The sequence below is a fragment of the Escherichia sp. E2562 genome, assembly GCF_005781075.1.
Taxonomy (GTDB): Bacteria; Pseudomonadota; Gammaproteobacteria; order Enterobacterales; family Enterobacteriaceae; genus Escherichia.
Genome location: NZ_VATM01000001.1, coordinates 93,311 through 108,213, shown reverse-complemented (window position 1 = coordinate 108,213; position 14,903 = coordinate 93,311). Strand labels below are relative to the sequence as shown.

Annotated in this window: 13 protein-coding genes and 1 other RNA gene; 10 read left to right on the top strand and 4 right to left on the bottom strand. The window is 52.2% G+C overall.

Translation table 11 applies throughout. The features are described 5' to 3' along the window. Positions 1–97 precede the first annotated feature (97 nt). On the bottom strand, positions 98–991 hold the full coding sequence (gene argP / locus FEK43_RS00460) for a DNA-binding transcriptional regulator ArgP (protein ID WP_000828349.1): 894 nt from the start codon (positions 989–991) through the stop codon (positions 98–100). 329 nt (positions 992–1,320) lie between these two features. On the opposite strand from argP, the gene rpiA reads away from it, so the two are divergent. The 3 genes from rpiA to ibsC all read left to right on the top strand — a co-directional run bounded on the left by rpiA (position 1,321) and on the right by ibsC (position 3,766). Next, on the top strand, positions 1,321–1,980 hold the full coding sequence (rpiA, locus tag FEK43_RS00455; protein WP_130207853.1) for a ribose-5-phosphate isomerase RpiA: 660 nt from the start codon (positions 1,321–1,323) through the stop codon (positions 1,978–1,980). Positions 1,981–2,234: 254 nt separating this feature from the next. Then, the gene (serA, locus tag FEK43_RS00450; protein WP_064529774.1) at positions 2,235–3,467 is read left to right on the top strand and encodes a phosphoglycerate dehydrogenase; all 1,233 of its coding nucleotides are present in this window, start codon (positions 2,235–2,237) and stop codon (positions 3,465–3,467) included. A gap of 239 nt (positions 3,468–3,706) precedes the next feature. Further along, positions 3,707–3,766, top strand: coding sequence for a type I toxin-antitoxin system toxin IbsC (gene ibsC, locus FEK43_RS00445; protein WP_071525914.1), 60 nt, complete (start codon positions 3,707–3,709; stop codon positions 3,764–3,766). A 100-nt stretch (positions 3,767–3,866) separates the two neighbouring features. Here the strand turns inward: ibsC and FEK43_RS00440 are convergent, their stop codons facing one another. The 3 genes from FEK43_RS00440 to zapA all read right to left on the bottom strand — a co-directional run bounded on the left by FEK43_RS00440 (position 3,867) and on the right by zapA (position 5,044). After that, entirely contained in the window at positions 3,867–4,469 is a 603-nt protein-coding gene (locus FEK43_RS00440; protein WP_135407770.1) for a 5-formyltetrahydrofolate cyclo-ligase, read from the bottom strand. A gap of 20 nt (positions 4,470–4,489) precedes the next feature. After that, positions 4,490–4,673, bottom strand: a non-coding RNA gene (gene ssrS / locus FEK43_RS00435) — 6S RNA. A gap of 41 nt (positions 4,674–4,714) precedes the next feature. Further along, positions 4,715–5,044, bottom strand: a complete 330-nt coding sequence (gene zapA / locus FEK43_RS00430; protein WP_001276008.1) for a cell division protein ZapA — start codon at positions 5,042–5,044, stop codon at positions 4,715–4,717. 167 nt (positions 5,045–5,211) lie between these two features. On the opposite strand from zapA, the gene ygfB reads away from it, so the two are divergent. The 7 genes from ygfB to gcvP all read left to right on the top strand — a co-directional run bounded on the left by ygfB (position 5,212) and on the right by gcvP (position 14,485). Beyond that, the gene (ygfB, locus tag FEK43_RS00425) at positions 5,212–5,790 is read left to right on the top strand and encodes a UPF0149 family protein YgfB (RefSeq protein ID WP_135383206.1); all 579 of its coding nucleotides are present in this window, start codon (positions 5,212–5,214) and stop codon (positions 5,788–5,790) included. Between the two features lie 25 nt (positions 5,791–5,815). Then, positions 5,816–7,141 carry a Xaa-Pro aminopeptidase gene (gene pepP, locus FEK43_RS00420; protein WP_138158387.1) on the top strand — a complete coding sequence of 442 codons (1,326 nt, stop codon included), beginning with the start codon at positions 5,816–5,818 and terminating at the stop codon, positions 7,139–7,141. Continuing rightward, positions 7,138–8,316: a 2-octaprenyl-6-methoxyphenyl hydroxylase gene (gene ubiH / locus FEK43_RS00415; RefSeq protein ID WP_135407768.1), complete on the top strand. Its 1,179-nt coding sequence runs from the start codon at positions 7,138–7,140 to the stop codon at positions 8,314–8,316. The genes pepP and ubiH overlap by 4 nt, the downstream gene beginning before the upstream one ends. Before the next feature lie 22 nt (positions 8,317–8,338). After that, on the top strand, positions 8,339–9,541 hold the full coding sequence (gene ubiI / locus FEK43_RS00410; RefSeq protein WP_135407766.1) for an FAD-dependent 2-octaprenylphenol hydroxylase: 1,203 nt from the start codon (positions 8,339–8,341) through the stop codon (positions 9,539–9,541). A 444-nt stretch (positions 9,542–9,985) separates the two neighbouring features. After that, positions 9,986–11,080, top strand: coding sequence for a glycine cleavage system aminomethyltransferase GcvT (gcvT, locus tag FEK43_RS00400; RefSeq protein WP_130259402.1), 1,095 nt, complete (start codon positions 9,986–9,988; stop codon positions 11,078–11,080). A gap of 23 nt (positions 11,081–11,103) precedes the next feature. Further along, the gene (gene gcvH, locus FEK43_RS00395) at positions 11,104–11,493 is read left to right on the top strand and encodes a glycine cleavage system protein GcvH (protein ID WP_001295377.1); all 390 of its coding nucleotides are present in this window, start codon (positions 11,104–11,106) and stop codon (positions 11,491–11,493) included. Between the two features lie 118 nt (positions 11,494–11,611). Beyond that, positions 11,612–14,485 (top strand): aminomethyl-transferring glycine dehydrogenase, encoded by a 2,874-nt coding sequence (gene gcvP / locus FEK43_RS00390; protein WP_135407764.1) that lies wholly within the window; start codon positions 11,612–11,614, stop codon positions 14,483–14,485. Positions 14,486–14,903: the final 418 nt, after the last annotated feature.

Genomic DNA, 14,903 nt, shown 5'->3' with positions numbered 1-14,903 from the left:
GCCGTGTGAGATTTGTCTGTTTTGCGACGTTATTCAAAGAATAAAAAAGAAAAAAAGAAAAACGCCTGATATGTGCTATCAGGCGTTAACTGATTGATTAATCCTGACGAAGCACTTTGTGACCATAGTCGAGCAAAGCATCAGTGACTTTACGCATCATGCGGCTTTCAGGGGCAAAGCGATGCCAGTAGAGCATTCGCCGTTGGAATAGCCCGGGCGTCAGATCAATCAACTCTCCGCTGGCCAATTCTTTTTCAATTTGCAGGTGTGGGATCATACAGCAGGTTGTACCCTGGCGAGCGAGCTGCACGAAGGCTTCGGACGAGTTAACGATATGGCACGGTACGCTACCTGGCGGCAGATCGAAGTTTTGCTGCAAAAATGCCTGGTGCATATCGTCAAGATGGTCAAACGCGACTACTGGTGCTTTGAGCAGCGCAGAACGGCTTACTCCGTTGGGGAAGTATTTCTCGGCAAACGGTTTGGAGCTGACGAACAGATAGTCGAGCGCGCCAAGTTTATCGACCAGGCAACTAGGCAGCGCCTGATGCTGAATACTCACCGCGCCGACCACTTCACCTCGACGCAGACGCTCCTGGGTGCGAGTTTCATCTTCCACCTGTAAGTTCAGGCGAATAGGCGAATCAGCCAGTACAGGAGCCAGTGCCGGAAGCAACCAGGTTGCCAGACTGTCGGCGTTGACTGCCAGCGAGAGCAGTAGTGGGGTGGAACCGGTTTGTTCATCGCCCAGCCACTCTTCTTCCAGCAGCTCGACCTGGCGAAGCAGTGCCAGTAATTTTTGCCCTTGTTCTGTCGGGCGCGGGGGAACCGTTCGCACCAACAGCGGCTGCCCGAACATATTTTCCAGCTGCTTAATGCGCTGTGAGACGGCTGATTGCGTAATGCACAATTTCTGTGCCGCGCGCTCAAATCCTCGTTCACGTATCACCGCATCCAGTGCCTGTAATGTCCTGTAGTCCGGGCGTTTCATTGCTTTAACCTGCTCCTCAAATTTTCTTATGCCGAACTATGACATAATTTTGCTTTGGGTACAGAGCATTTAACGTATGCAAAAGCAGTCATAATGGAAATTTTGGTTGGCTTTATCGTGCTTTTTTAGTCTTTGTCAGGCGCGAAACCCGCAATGGATATTATTCATATTCGTCATATTATCAAGCCCCTGGCTTACCAGGGCAAAAGAGGATGTCCGGTGTTACCTGTTATTTCATGGATAAATGCGTCGCCGACTTGCTGACGGGGTCCGGGTCGCTTTTTTTGTATATAATGCGTGTGAAATTTCATACCACAGGCGAAACGATCATGACGCAGGATGAATTGAAAAAAGCAGTAGGATGGGCGGCACTTCAGTATGTTCAGCCCGGTACCATTGTTGGCGTAGGTACAGGTTCCACCGCCGCACACTTTATTGATGCGCTCGGCACGATGAAAGATCAGATTGAAGGGGCAGTTTCCAGCTCGGATGCATCCACTGAAAAACTGAAGAGCCTCGGCATTCACGTTTTTGATCTCAATGAAGTAGACAGCCTCGGCATCTACGTTGATGGCGCAGATGAAATCAACGGCCACATGCAAATGATCAAAGGCGGCGGCGCGGCGCTGACCCGTGAAAAAATCATTGCTTCGGTTGCGGAAAAATTTATCTGTATTGCAGACGCTTCCAAGCAGGTTGATATTCTGGGCAAATTCCCGCTGCCAGTAGAAGTTATCCCGATGGCACGTAGTGCAGTGGCGCGCCAGCTGGTGAAACTGGGCGGTCGTCCGGAATACCGTCAGGGTGTGGTGACCGATAATGGCAACGTGATCCTCGACGTCCATGGCATGGAAATCCTTGACCCGATCGCGATGGAAAACGCTATAAATGCGATTCCTGGCGTGGTGACCGTTGGCTTGTTTGCTAACCGTGGCGCGGACGTTGCGCTGATTGGCACACCTGACGGTGTCAAAACCATTGTGAAATGATCTGACGGGGGAACCTCCCCCGTTAAAAAAATTCTCTTCGTTAAATTTGGTGACATGTATCACGTTTTTACTTGGCTATTGCTGATTGCTCTAAATAAATCCTCTAATCCAGCATATTCATCCAAGAAATACCTTTGCGTGATATTTCCTCAACATCGCGACGCAAACGTTCATATTGCCGCAATATTATTTTTTGATATGTTGAAAGGCGGACGCAAATCCGCACACAACATTTCAAAGACAGGATTGGGTAAATGGCAAAGGTATCGCTGGAGAAAGACAAGATTAAGTTTCTGCTGGTAGAAGGCGTGCATCAAAAGGCGCTCGAAAGCCTTCGTGCGGCAGGTTATACCAACATCGAATTTCACAAAGGCGCGCTGGATGATGAACAATTAAAAGAATCCATCCGCGATGCCCACTTCATCGGCTTGCGATCCCGTACCCATCTGACCGAAGACGTGATCAACGCTGCTGAAAAACTGGTCGCTATTGGCTGTTTCTGCATTGGGACCAACCAGGTTGATTTGAATGCTGCGGCAAAACGCGGGATCCCGGTATTTAATGCCCCGTTTTCAAATACGCGTTCCGTTGCTGAGCTGGTGATTGGCGAACTTCTGCTGCTATTACGCGGAGTGCCGGAAGCCAACGCCAAAGCGCACCGTGGCGTATGGAACAAGCTGGCCGCAGGTTCTTTTGAAGCGCGCGGCAAAAAGCTGGGCATTATTGGTTATGGTCATATTGGTACACAACTGGGCATTCTGGCGGAATCGCTGGGGATGTATGTTTACTTCTATGATATTGAAAACAAACTGCCGTTGGGCAACGCCACTCAGGTGCAACATCTTTCCGACCTGCTGAATATGAGCGATGTAGTGAGTCTGCATGTGCCAGAGAATGCGTCTACCAAAAATATGATGGGCGCGAAAGAGATCTCGCTGATGAAGCCGGGCTCGCTACTGATTAACGCTTCGCGCGGAACGGTGGTTGATATTCCGGCGCTGTGTGACGCTCTGGCGAGCAAACATCTGGCAGGGGCCGCAATCGACGTGTTCCCGACGGAACCGGCGACTAACAGCGATCCATTTACCTCTCCGCTGTGCGAATTCGACAATGTTCTGCTGACGCCACACATTGGCGGTTCGACTCAGGAAGCACAGGAGAATATCGGCCTGGAAGTTGCGGGCAAATTAATCAAGTACTCTGACAATGGCTCAACGCTCTCTGCGGTGAACTTCCCGGAAGTCTCTCTGCCACTGCACGGTGGGCGTCGTCTGATGCACATCCACGAAAACCGTCCGGGCGTGCTGACTGCGCTGAACAAAATATTTGCCGAGCAGGGCGTCAACATTGCCGCGCAATATCTGCAAACTTCTGCGCAAATGGGTTACGTCGTTATTGATATTGAAGCTGACGAAGACGTTGCCGAAAAAGCTCTGCAGGCTATGAAAGCTATTCCGGGTACCATTCGCGCCCGTCTGCTGTACTAATTCCCCTTCTTTGACAATCAACGGGCAGGTCACTGACTTGCCCGTTTTTTTATCTCTTTTACCGCGCTAATTACGGCATTTGCATCGCTGTGTAATCGCCTTTGCGAGCCTGCTCGAAGAAATAAATTAAAGCCAGATCAATGCGTTGTGTTTATTCAAAGAGGATTTACGATGGCGGGGCAGCACAGGGCTGTAACGGTAAAGCCCTCACCGAAGCGAGGGCTTAAAGGAGAAGGGTTATGATGCGACTTGTCATCATACTGATTGTACTGTTACTCATAAGTTTCCCAGCTTATTAACAGTTAGTCTCAGGGGAGGAGCAATCCTCCCTTACCCTTACTCACTAAATTAGGTTAAAGAATCAACGATGTCAATCAGGGCGATGCAGGTGTGTCGCTCTCACCACTCCCAGATTTTCGATGGCGTAACCACCGCAGGCAGCGGGACGTCCCATTCTTCTACGGGGAGTTTTTCCACCAACTGGCAATCATGGGCATAACCTACTGGCTGCATGTTGTAGTGCTGCCAGTTTTGCAATGTCCGATCATAAAATCCACCGCCCATTCCCAGCCGTTGACCGAACTCATCAAAGGCGACCAGCGGCGTTATCAGGACGTCTAATCGGGAAAGGGGTAGCACGTCACGCACGTCCAGTTTTGGCTCGTGGATCTTCAACCTGTTCATTACCAGTTCACTCTTAGGATGGTAATTCAGGAACAGTAAATTACCGGCACTAAAGGGATGCAAAACGGGAAGATACACGCGCTTACCTGCGCGCCAGAGTTGCTCTATGAGCGGCTGGGTGTCGAGTTCGCCATCAAAAGAGAGGAATACAGCGACCGTAGGCGCCATCACAACAGGGGGATAACTCATCATCCGCATGGCAGCCTGCTGGCCCATTTCACGTTGTTGTTCCGGCGTTAACGCACGACGACGTTGCCGAATCATTTTGCGGATTTCTTGTCGGGATAATGTCAGTGGGAGCTCTGGTAGTTGCGTCATGGCTGGTGCCAGATAAGAAGGGAATCTCCGAGATGCCGCCGCAGGCTGTAACCCTTGAACCCTTGGTTCAAGGTGAATGTGTCGTCGCAGTTTTAAGGCTTCTCGGACGGACCGAGCATGCTCACCAACCACGGAGCGCCACATTCTTGTGGTATGAAATATCGGCTCAGGGGACTGGCCCGCTTGCGAACATCTCAGAGAAATTTTGTCTTCACGGTTACTCTACCACAGTAAACCGGAAAGTGTCATTCAAAGTTTTGGTTCGTTTTTTCGGTGATGCGACCTTGTTCAAGTAACGCTTGTTCGATGGTCTGTTGCAGCATCCGAATACGCTGTTCCATGCTTGCCGCGTAGTCACGAGTCTTCGCTTTTTCTTGCGCTAACTCGTAGCTGATATTCAATGCGGCAATGAAAACCAACTGTTCAGTATTTGTGACTCTAGTGCGTTCTTTCAGATCTTGCAACCGTTGGTTCAGATCGTCCGCAGCCTGATTCAACGCATCCCTTTGGTCAGGCGGGCAGTTCACACGCAGTGAACGGCCAAAAATTTGGATATCGACGGGTTGTGCAGACATGCCACCTTCCTGCTGATTGACTGCGCTGCCTTCGCCTTCAGACCTTTGGTCTGCGAAGGGGCGAAACTATAGCTACCCTGGTGCAATGAGACAAGCCCTTTTCTGGTCCACCAGGGTCCAAAGTGATAGCATATCATGAATCTTCCTCCCTTTGATGCCGAATGCTTATGTCAATACAGAACGAAATGCCTGGTTACAATGAAATGAACCAGTATCTGAACCAACAAGGGACAGGTCTGACCCCTGCTGAGATGCATGGTTTAATCAGTGGGATGATATGTGGCGGTAATGATGACAGCTCCTGGCTGCCGCTGCTTCACGACCTGACGAACGAAGGTATGGCTTTCGGGCATGAACTTGCCCAAGCATTGCGCAAAATGCACTCTGCCACCAGTGATGCCTTGCAGGATGACGGCTTCCTTTTTCAGCTTTATCTGCCTGATGGCGATGGCGTCAGCGTTTTCGATCGCGCTGATGCGTTGGCAGGCTGGGTAAATCACTTCCTGCTCGGTCTTGGCGTCACTCAGCCGAAGCTGGATAAAGTGACTGGCGAAACTGGTGAAGCCATTGACGATCTGCGTAACATCGCGCAACTGGGCTACGACGAAGACGAAGATCAAGAAGAGCTGGAAATGTCGCTTGAAGAGATCATCGAGTACGTCCGTGTTGCCGCGCTGTTATGCCATGACACCTTTACTCATCCGCAACCGACCGCACCAGAAGTACAAAAACCGACTCTACACTAAAAACAAAAAACGTAAGGAGAGTGTTATGAGTGAGATATCTCAGCAGGAATTTCAGCGCCGCCGTCAGGCCCTGGTGGAGCAAATGCAACCCGGCAGCGCCGCGCTGATTTTTGCGGCACCAGAAGTGACCCGAAGCGCCGACAGCGAATACCCCTATCGTCAGAACAGCGACTTCTGGTACTTCACCGGCTTTAATGAACCGGAAGCGGTGCTGGTGCTGATTAAAAGCGATGACACTCATAACCACAGCGTTTTGTTTAACCGCGTGCGCGACCTGACGGCGGAGATCTGGTTTGGCCGTCGTTTAGGTCAGGATGCCGCGCCAGAGAAACTGGGCGTTGATCGCGCTCTGGCGTTCAGTGAAATTAATCAGCAACTTTATCAACTGCTTAATGGTCTGGATGTGGTTTACCACGCCCAGGGCGAATATGCATATGCTGATGAAATCGTGAATAGTGCGCTGGAAAAACTGCGTAAAGGCTCGCGGCAAAATCTCACCGCGCCAGCAACGATGATCGACTGGCGTCCCATTGTTCATGAAATGCGCCTGTTCAAATCGCCGGAAGAGATTGCCGTACTTCGCCGCGCGGGTGAAATCAGCGCACTGGCGCATACCCGGGCGATGGAAAAATGTCGTCCGGGGATGTTCGAGTACCATCTGGAAGGCGAAATTCACCACGAATTCAACCGCCACGGTGCGCGCTATCCTTCCTATAACACCATTGTCGGCAGCGGTGAAAACGGCTGCATTCTTCATTACACCGAAAACGAGTGTGAATTGCGCGACGGCGACCTGGTGTTGATTGACGCAGGTTGTGAATATAAAGGTTACGCGGGTGACATCACCCGTACCTTCCCGGTCAATGGCAAATTCACCCAGGCCCAGCGTGAAATCTACGACATTGTGCTGGAATCTCTTGAAACCAGCCTGCGCCTGTATCGTCCGGGAACTTCCATTCAGGAAGTCACCGGTGAAGTTGTGCGCATCATGATTAGCGGCCTGGTAAAACTCGGTATTCTGAAAGGTGATGTTGATGAACTGATCGCTCAGAACGCCCATCGTCCTTTCTTTATGCATGGCCTGAGCCACTGGTTAGGTCTGGATGTCCATGACTTTGGCGTTTATGGCCAGGATCGCTCGCGCATTCTGGAACCGGGCATGGTACTGACCGTAGAGCCAGGGCTGTATATTGCGCCGGATGCAGAAGTGCCAGAACAATATCGCGGGATCGGCATTCGTATTGAAGACGACATTGTGATTACCGAAAACGGCAACGAAAACCTCACCGCCAGCGTGGTGAAAAAGCCGGAAGAAATCGAAGCATTGATGGCAGCTGCGAGAAAGCAATGAGCGTAATCATCGTCGGTGGCGGCATGGCTGGCGCGACGCTGGCGCTGGCTATTTCCCGGTTAAGTCACGGGACGCTGTCGGTACATTTAATTGAAGCGACCGCGCCAGAGTCTCATGCTCATCCGGGCTTTGATGGACGGGCTATTGCGCTGGCGGCGGGCACCTGTCAGCAACTGGCGCGCATCGGCGTCTGGCAATCTCTGGCTGATTGCGCAACCGCCATCACCACCGTGCATGTCAGCGATCGTGGTCATGCCGGATTCGTCACCCTCGCCGCAGAAGATTACCAACTGGCGGCGCTGGGGCAGGTTGTCGAATTGCACAATGTCGGGCAACGGCTGTTTGCGCTGTTGCGCAAAGCGCCTGGCGTAACGCTGCATTGCCCGGATCGCATTGCTAATGTTGTTCGTACCCCAGCTAACGTTGAAGTGACGCTGGAGAGTGGCGAGACGCTGACGGGCCGCGTGCTGGTGGCGGCTGACGGTACGCATTCCGCGTTAGCTACTACCTGTGGCGTTGACTGGCAGCAGGAGCCCTACGAACAACTGGCTGTGATTGCGAACGTTGCGACTTCCGTTGCGCACGAAGGCCGCGCTTTTGAACGCTTTACGCAACATGGTCCACTGGCGATGTTGCCGATGTCTGAAGGACGCTGTTCGCTGGTCTGGTGTCATCCACTGGAACGGCGCGAAGAAGTGTTGGCGTGGAGCGACGAGAAGTTTTGCCGTGAACTCCAGTCTGCCTTTGGCTGGCGACTGGGGCAAATTACCCACGCCGGTAAACGCAGTGCTTATCCGCTGGCGTTAACCCGCGCCGCCAGACCGATTACCCATCGCACCGTGCTGGTGGGCAATGCGGCGCAAACCCTGCACCCGATTGCCGGGCAAGGATTTAACCTCGGTATGCGTGATGTCATGAGCCTTGCGGAAACCCTGACTCAGGCTCAGGAGCGCGCAGAAGACATGGGTGATTACGGCGTATTATGCCGTTATCAGCAGCGTCGACAGAGCGATCGCGAAGCAACCATCGGCGTCACGGACAGTCTGGTACATCTTTTTGCCAACCGTTGGGCGCCGTTGGTTGTCGGGCGCAACATCGGGCTGATGACGATGGAATTATTCACCCCGGCACGCGATGTGCTGGCGCAGCGCACCCTCGGTTGGGTGGCGCGTTGAAGGCGGTTTTAAGGAATAAACAATGCAAAGTGTTGATGTAGCCATTGTTGGCGGCGGCATGGTGGGGCTGGCGGTTGCCTGCGGCTTACAGGGGAGCGGCTTACGCGTTGCCGTACTGGAGCAGCGCATACCGGAACCTCTGGCGGCGGATGCACCACCACAACTGCGCGTTTCGGCTATCAATGCCGCCAGCGAAAAATTACTCACCCGTCTTGGCGTCTGGCAGGACATCCTCTCTCGCAGAGCCAGCTGTTATCACGGTATGGAAGTGTGGGATAAAGACAGTTTTGGTCACATCTCGTTTGACGATCAAAGCATGGGTTATAGCCATCTTGGGCATATCGTTGAAAACTCAGTGATTCACTACGCGCTGTGGAACAAAGCGCTGCAGTCGTCAGATATCACCCTGCTGGCCCCCGCAGAATTACAACAGGTCGCCTGGGGGGAAAACGAAACCTTCCTGACGCTGAAAGATGGCAGCATGTTAACGGCGCGTCTGGTAATTGGTGCGGACGGCGCTAATTCCTGGTTGCGCAACAAGGCCGATATTCCGCTGACTTTCTGGGATTATCAGCATCACGCGCTGGTGGCGACCATTCGCACGGAAGAACCGCATGATGCAGTGGCGCGGCAGGTTTTCCATGGCGAAGGCATTCTGGCCTTTTTACCGCTTAGCGATCCGCATCTTTGCTCGATTGTCTGGTCACTGTCGCCAGAGGAAGCGCAGCGGATGCAGCAGGCAGGGGAAGGCGAATTTAATCGCGCGTTAAATATCGCTTTTGATAATCGACTGGGCTTATGCAAGGTTGAGAGCGAGCGTCAGGTGTTCCCGCTGACGGGGCGTTATGCGCGCCAGTTTGCCGCGCACCGTCTGGCGCTGGTGGGCGACGCCGCGCATACCATCCACCCGCTGGCGGGGCAGGGGGTAAATCTCGGCTTTATGGATGCTGCAGAGCTGATTGCTGAACTGAAACGACTGCATCGTCAGGGTAAAGACATCGGGCAGTACATTTACCTGCGTCGCTATGAGCGTAGCCGCAAGCACAGCGCGGCGCTGATGCTGGCAGGTATGCAAGGATTCCGCGATCTGTTTTCTGGAGCTAATCCAGCGAAAAAACTGCTGCGTGATATTGGTCTGAAACTGGCCGATACGCTTCCTGGCGTTAAACCGCAACTTATTCGTCAGGCAATGGGATTAAACGATTTGCCTGAATGGCTGCGTTAAAAATTTCTCCTCTTTTGTTTATTTGATACCCATCACACTTTCATCTCCCGGTTTTTCGCCGGGAGATTTTCCTCATTTGAAATAAACTAATTTCACCCGTAATTTCGCATTATATTTTCTAATGCCGTGAATTTTTGATTTAGCGATTTTTGACAATTTTTTAGTTCTTAATATCGCTTTATTCAAAACTGTTTTATTAACTCGTTATGTTTGTTTGCGTGTATCGCGTTATTTGGTTTTTTGTCCTGTTGTCATTTTTGAGATTTTTAACCATAAGCTAATGTGATGATCAATTTTTCCTTATGGTTAACCGTCTGTTTCGGTGGTAAGTTCAGGGAAAAGAGAACGATTGCGTTGGGGACCGGGAGTGGCTCCAGTGCTGGGTTTCGTGGTGACAATTTCACCACGAAAAGTTGTCAGCCCCGCTTATTCAATGAGGACAAGATGGCACAACAGACTCCTTTGTACGAACAACACACGCTTTGCGGCGCTCGCATGGTGGATTTCCACGGCTGGATGATGCCGCTGCATTACGGTTCGCAAATCGACGAACATCATGCGGTACGTACCGATGCCGGAATGTTTGATGTGTCGCATATGACCATCGTCGATCTCCGCGGCAGCCGCACCCGGGAGTTTCTGCGTTATCTGCTGGCGAACGATGTGGCGAAGCTCACCAAAAGCGGCAAAGCCCTTTACTCGGGGATGTTGAATGCCTCTGGCGGTGTGATAGATGACCTCATCGTCTACTACTTTACTGAAGATTTCTTCCGCCTCGTTGTTAACTCCGCCACCCGCGAAAAAGACCTCTCCTGGATTACCCAACACGCTGAACCTTTCGGCATCGAAATTACCGTTCGTGATGACCTTTCCATGATTGCCGTACAAGGGCCGAATGCTCAGGCAAAAGCTGCCACACTGTTTAATGACGCCCAGCGTCAGGCGGTGGAAGGGATGAAACCGTTCTTTGGCGTGCAGGCGGGCGATCTGTTTATTGCCACCACCGGTTACACCGGTGAAGCGGGCTACGAAATTGCGCTGCCCAATGAAAAAGCGGCCGATTTCTGGCGCGCGCTGGTGGAAGCGGGCGTTAAGCCATGTGGCCTGGGAGCGCGTGACACGCTGCGTCTGGAAGCGGGTATGAATCTTTATAGTCAGGAGATGGACGAAACCATCTCTCCTTTAGCCGCCAACATGGGCTGGACTATCGCCTGGGAACCGGCAGATCGTGACTTTATCGGTCGTGAAGCCCTGGAAGTGCAGCGTGAACATGGCACAGAAAAATTAGTTGGCCTGGTGATGACCGAAAAAGGCGTGCTGCGTAATGAACTGCCGGTACGTTTTACCGACGCACAGGGCAACCAGCAAGAAGGCATTATCACCAGCGGTACTTTTTCCCCGACGCTGGGCTACAGCATTGCGCTGGCGCGTGTGCCGGAAGGTATTGGTGAAACAGCGATTGTGCAAATTCGCAACCGTGAAATGCCGGTAAAAGTGACGAAACCTGTTTTTGTGCGTAACGGCAAAGCCGTCGCGTGATTTACTTTTTTGGAGATTGATTGATGAGCAACGTACCAGCAGAACTGAAATACAGCAAAGAACACGAATGGCTGCGTAAAGAAGCCGACGGCACTTACACCGTTGGCATCACCGAACACGCTCAGGAGCTGTTAGGCGATATGGTGTTTGTTGACCTGCCGGAAGTCGGCGCAACGGTTAGCGCGGGTGATGACTGCGCGGTTGCCGAATCAGTAAAAGCAGCGTCAGACATTTATGCGCCAGTAAGCGGTGAAATTGTGGCGGTAAACGACGCACTGAGCGATTCCCCGGAACTGGTGAACAGCGAACCGTATGCAGGCGGCTGGATCTTTAAAATCAAAGCCAGTGATGAAAGCGAACTGGAATCACTGCTGGATGCGACCGCATACGAAGCATTGTTAGAAGACGAGTAACGGCTTTAATCCTCTTCTGCGGGAGAGGATCAGGGTGAGGAAAATTTACGCCTCACCCTCACTCTCTTCGCAAGGAGAGAGGTTCACAATTCACTGCACGTTTCAGGAACCATCGCTCATGACACAGACGTTAAGCCAGCTTGAAAACAGCGGCGCTTTTATTGAACGCCATATCGGACCGGACGCCGCGCAACAGCAAGAAATGCTGAATGCCGTTGGCGCACAATCGTTAAACGCGCTGACCGGCCAGATTGTGCCGAAAGATATTCAGCTTGCGACACCACCGCAGGTTGGCGCACCGGCGACCGAATACGCCGCACTGGCAGAACTCAAGGCTATTGCCAGTCGCAATAAACGCTTCACGTCTTACATTGGCATGGGTTACACCGCCGTGCAGTTGCCGCCGGTTATTCTGCGTAACATGCTGGAAAATCCGGGCTGGTATACCGCGTATACTCCGTATCAACCTGAAGTCTCCCAGGGCCGCCTCGAAGCACTGCTCAACTTCCAGCAGGTAACGCTGGATTTAACCGGGCTGGATATGGCTTCGGCTTCTCTTCTGGACGAAGCCACCGCTGCCGCCGAAGCAATGGCGATGGCGAAACGCGTCAGCAAACTGAAAAATGCCAACCGCTTCTTTGTTGCTTCTGACGTTCATCCGCAAACGCTGGATGTGGTACGTACTCGTGCCGAAACCTTTGGTTTTGAAGTGATTGTCGATGACGCGCAAAAAGTGCTCGAGCATCAGGATGTGTTCGGCGTGCTGTTACAGCAGGTCGGCACTACTGGTAAAATTCACGACTACACTGCGCTTATCAGCGAACTGAAATCACGCAAAATTGTGGTCAGCGTCGCCGCCGATATTATGGCGCTGGTGCTGTTAACCGCGCCGGGTAAACAGGGCGCGGATATTGTTTTTGGTTCGGCGCAACGCTTTGGCGTACCGATGGGCTACGGTGGCCCGCACGCAGCATTCTTTGCGGCGAAAGATGAATACAAACGCTCAATGCCGGGTCGCATTATCGGTGTATCGAAAGATGCCGCGGGTAATACTGCGCTACGCATGGCGATGCAGACTCGCGAGCAACATATTCGCCGTGAGAAAGCGAACTCCAACATTTGTACTTCCCAGGTACTGCTGGCAAACATCGCCAGCCTGTATGCCGTTTATCACGGTCCGGTTGGCCTGAAACGTATCGCTAACCGTATTCATCGTCTGACCGATATCCTGGCGGCGGGCCTGCAACAAAAAGGTCTGAAGCTGCGCCATGCGCACTATTTCGACACTTTGTGTGTGGAAGTGACCGATAAAGCGGGTGTACTGGCGCGTGCCGAAGCGGCTGAAATCAACCTGCGTAGCGATATTCTGAACGCGGTTGGGATCACCCTTGATGAAACAACCACGCGCGAAAACGTGATGCAGCTTTTCAGCGTGCTGTTGGGCGATAACCACGGACTGGAGATCGACACGCTGGACAAAGACGTGGCTCACGACAGTCGCTCTATTCAACCTGCGATGCTGCGCGACGACGAAATCCTCACCCATCCGGTGTTTAATCGCTACCACAGCGAAACCGAAATGATGCGCTATATGCACTCGCTGGAGCGTAAAGATCTGGCGCTGAATCAGGCGATGATCCCGCTGGGGTCCTGCACCATGAAACTGAACGCCGCCGCCGAGATGATCCCGATCACCTGGCCGGAATTTGCCGAACTGCACCCGTTCTGCCCGCCGGAACAGGCCGAAGGTTATCAGCAGATGATCGCGCAACTGGCTGACTGGCTGGTGAAACTGACCGGTTACGACGCCGTCTGTATGCAGCCGAACTCTGGCGCACAGGGTGAATACGCGGGCCTGCTGGCGATTCGTCATTATCATGAAAGCCGCAACGAAGGGCATCGCGATATCTGCCTGATCCCGGCTTCTGCGCACGGAACTAACCCTGCTTCTGCACATATGGCAGGAATGCAGGTGGTAGTTGTGGCGTGTGATAAAAACGGCAACATCGATCTGACTGATCTGCGCGCGAAAGCGGAACAGGCGGGCGATAACCTCTCCTGTATCATGGTGACCTATCCTTCCACCCACGGCGTGTACGAAGAAACGATCCGTGAGGTGTGTGAAGTCGTGCATCAGTTCGGCGGTCAGGTTTACCTTGATGGCGCGAACATGAACGCCCAGGTTGGCATCACCTCGCCGGGCTTTATTGGCGCGGACGTTTCGCACCTTAACCTACATAAAACTTTCTGCATCCCGCACGGCGGTGGTGGTCCGGGTATGGGACCGATCGGCGTGAAAGCGCATCTGGCGCCGTTTGTGCCGGGCCATAGCGTGGTGCAAATCGAAGGCATGTTAACCCGTCAGGGCGCGGTTTCTGCGGCACCGTTCGGTAGCGCATCTATTCTGCCAATCAGCTGGATGTACATCCGCATGATGGGCGCAGAAGGGCTGAAAAAAGCAAGCCAGGTGGCAATTCTTAACGCCAACTATATTGCCAGCCGCCTGCAGGATGCCTTCCCGGTGCTGTATACCGGTCGCGACGGTCGCGTGGCGCACGAATGTATTCTCGATATTCGCCCGCTGAAAGAAGAAACCGGCATCAGCGAGCTGGATATTGCCAAGCGCCTGATCGACTACGGTTTCCACGCGCCGACGATGTCGTTCCCGGTGGCGGGTACGCTGATGGTTGAACCGACTGAATCTGAAAGCAAAGTGGAACTGGATCGCTTTATCGACGCGATGCTGGCTATCCGCGCAGAAATCGACCAGGTGAAAGCCGGTGTCTGGCCGCTGGAAGATAACCCGCTGGTGAACGCGCCGCACATTCAGAGCGAACTGGTCGCCGAGTGGGCGCATCCGTACAGCCGTGAAGTTGCAGTATTCCCGGCAGGCGTGGCAGACAAATACTGGCCGACGGTGAAACGTCTGGATGATGTTTACGGCGACCGTAACCTGTTCTGCTCCTGCGTACCGATTAGCGAATACCAGTAATTCACTGATTCGACTATCTTCTAAAGGCGCTTCGGCGCCTTTTCGTGCTTTGTTTATGCCGGATGCGACGTGAGTGTCTTACCCGCCCCACAGCATTTTAAAATTAAATATATTGCAGTAAAAACAAGCCTGGTAATCGCAACGCATTAGGCAACTTTTCGTTTCTCATTAGTCTGTTAGCCTAAATTTAATTTTCCTGTTTTTATTGCGCTTCTTGCTAATTATTTATCGAGAATTATTTTTATCGTGTTGTTATTTAATAAAAACAACACACTATGTTTACATGTAATTACAAATAGTTTCTCTCCGAAATCGTTATTTGGATCTCAATATAATTGAAAAACTTTCCGTATATTAACTCCATTAAGTCATTTGCCTAAATAATAAAAGCAAAACAAATATAAATAACAAGAATGAT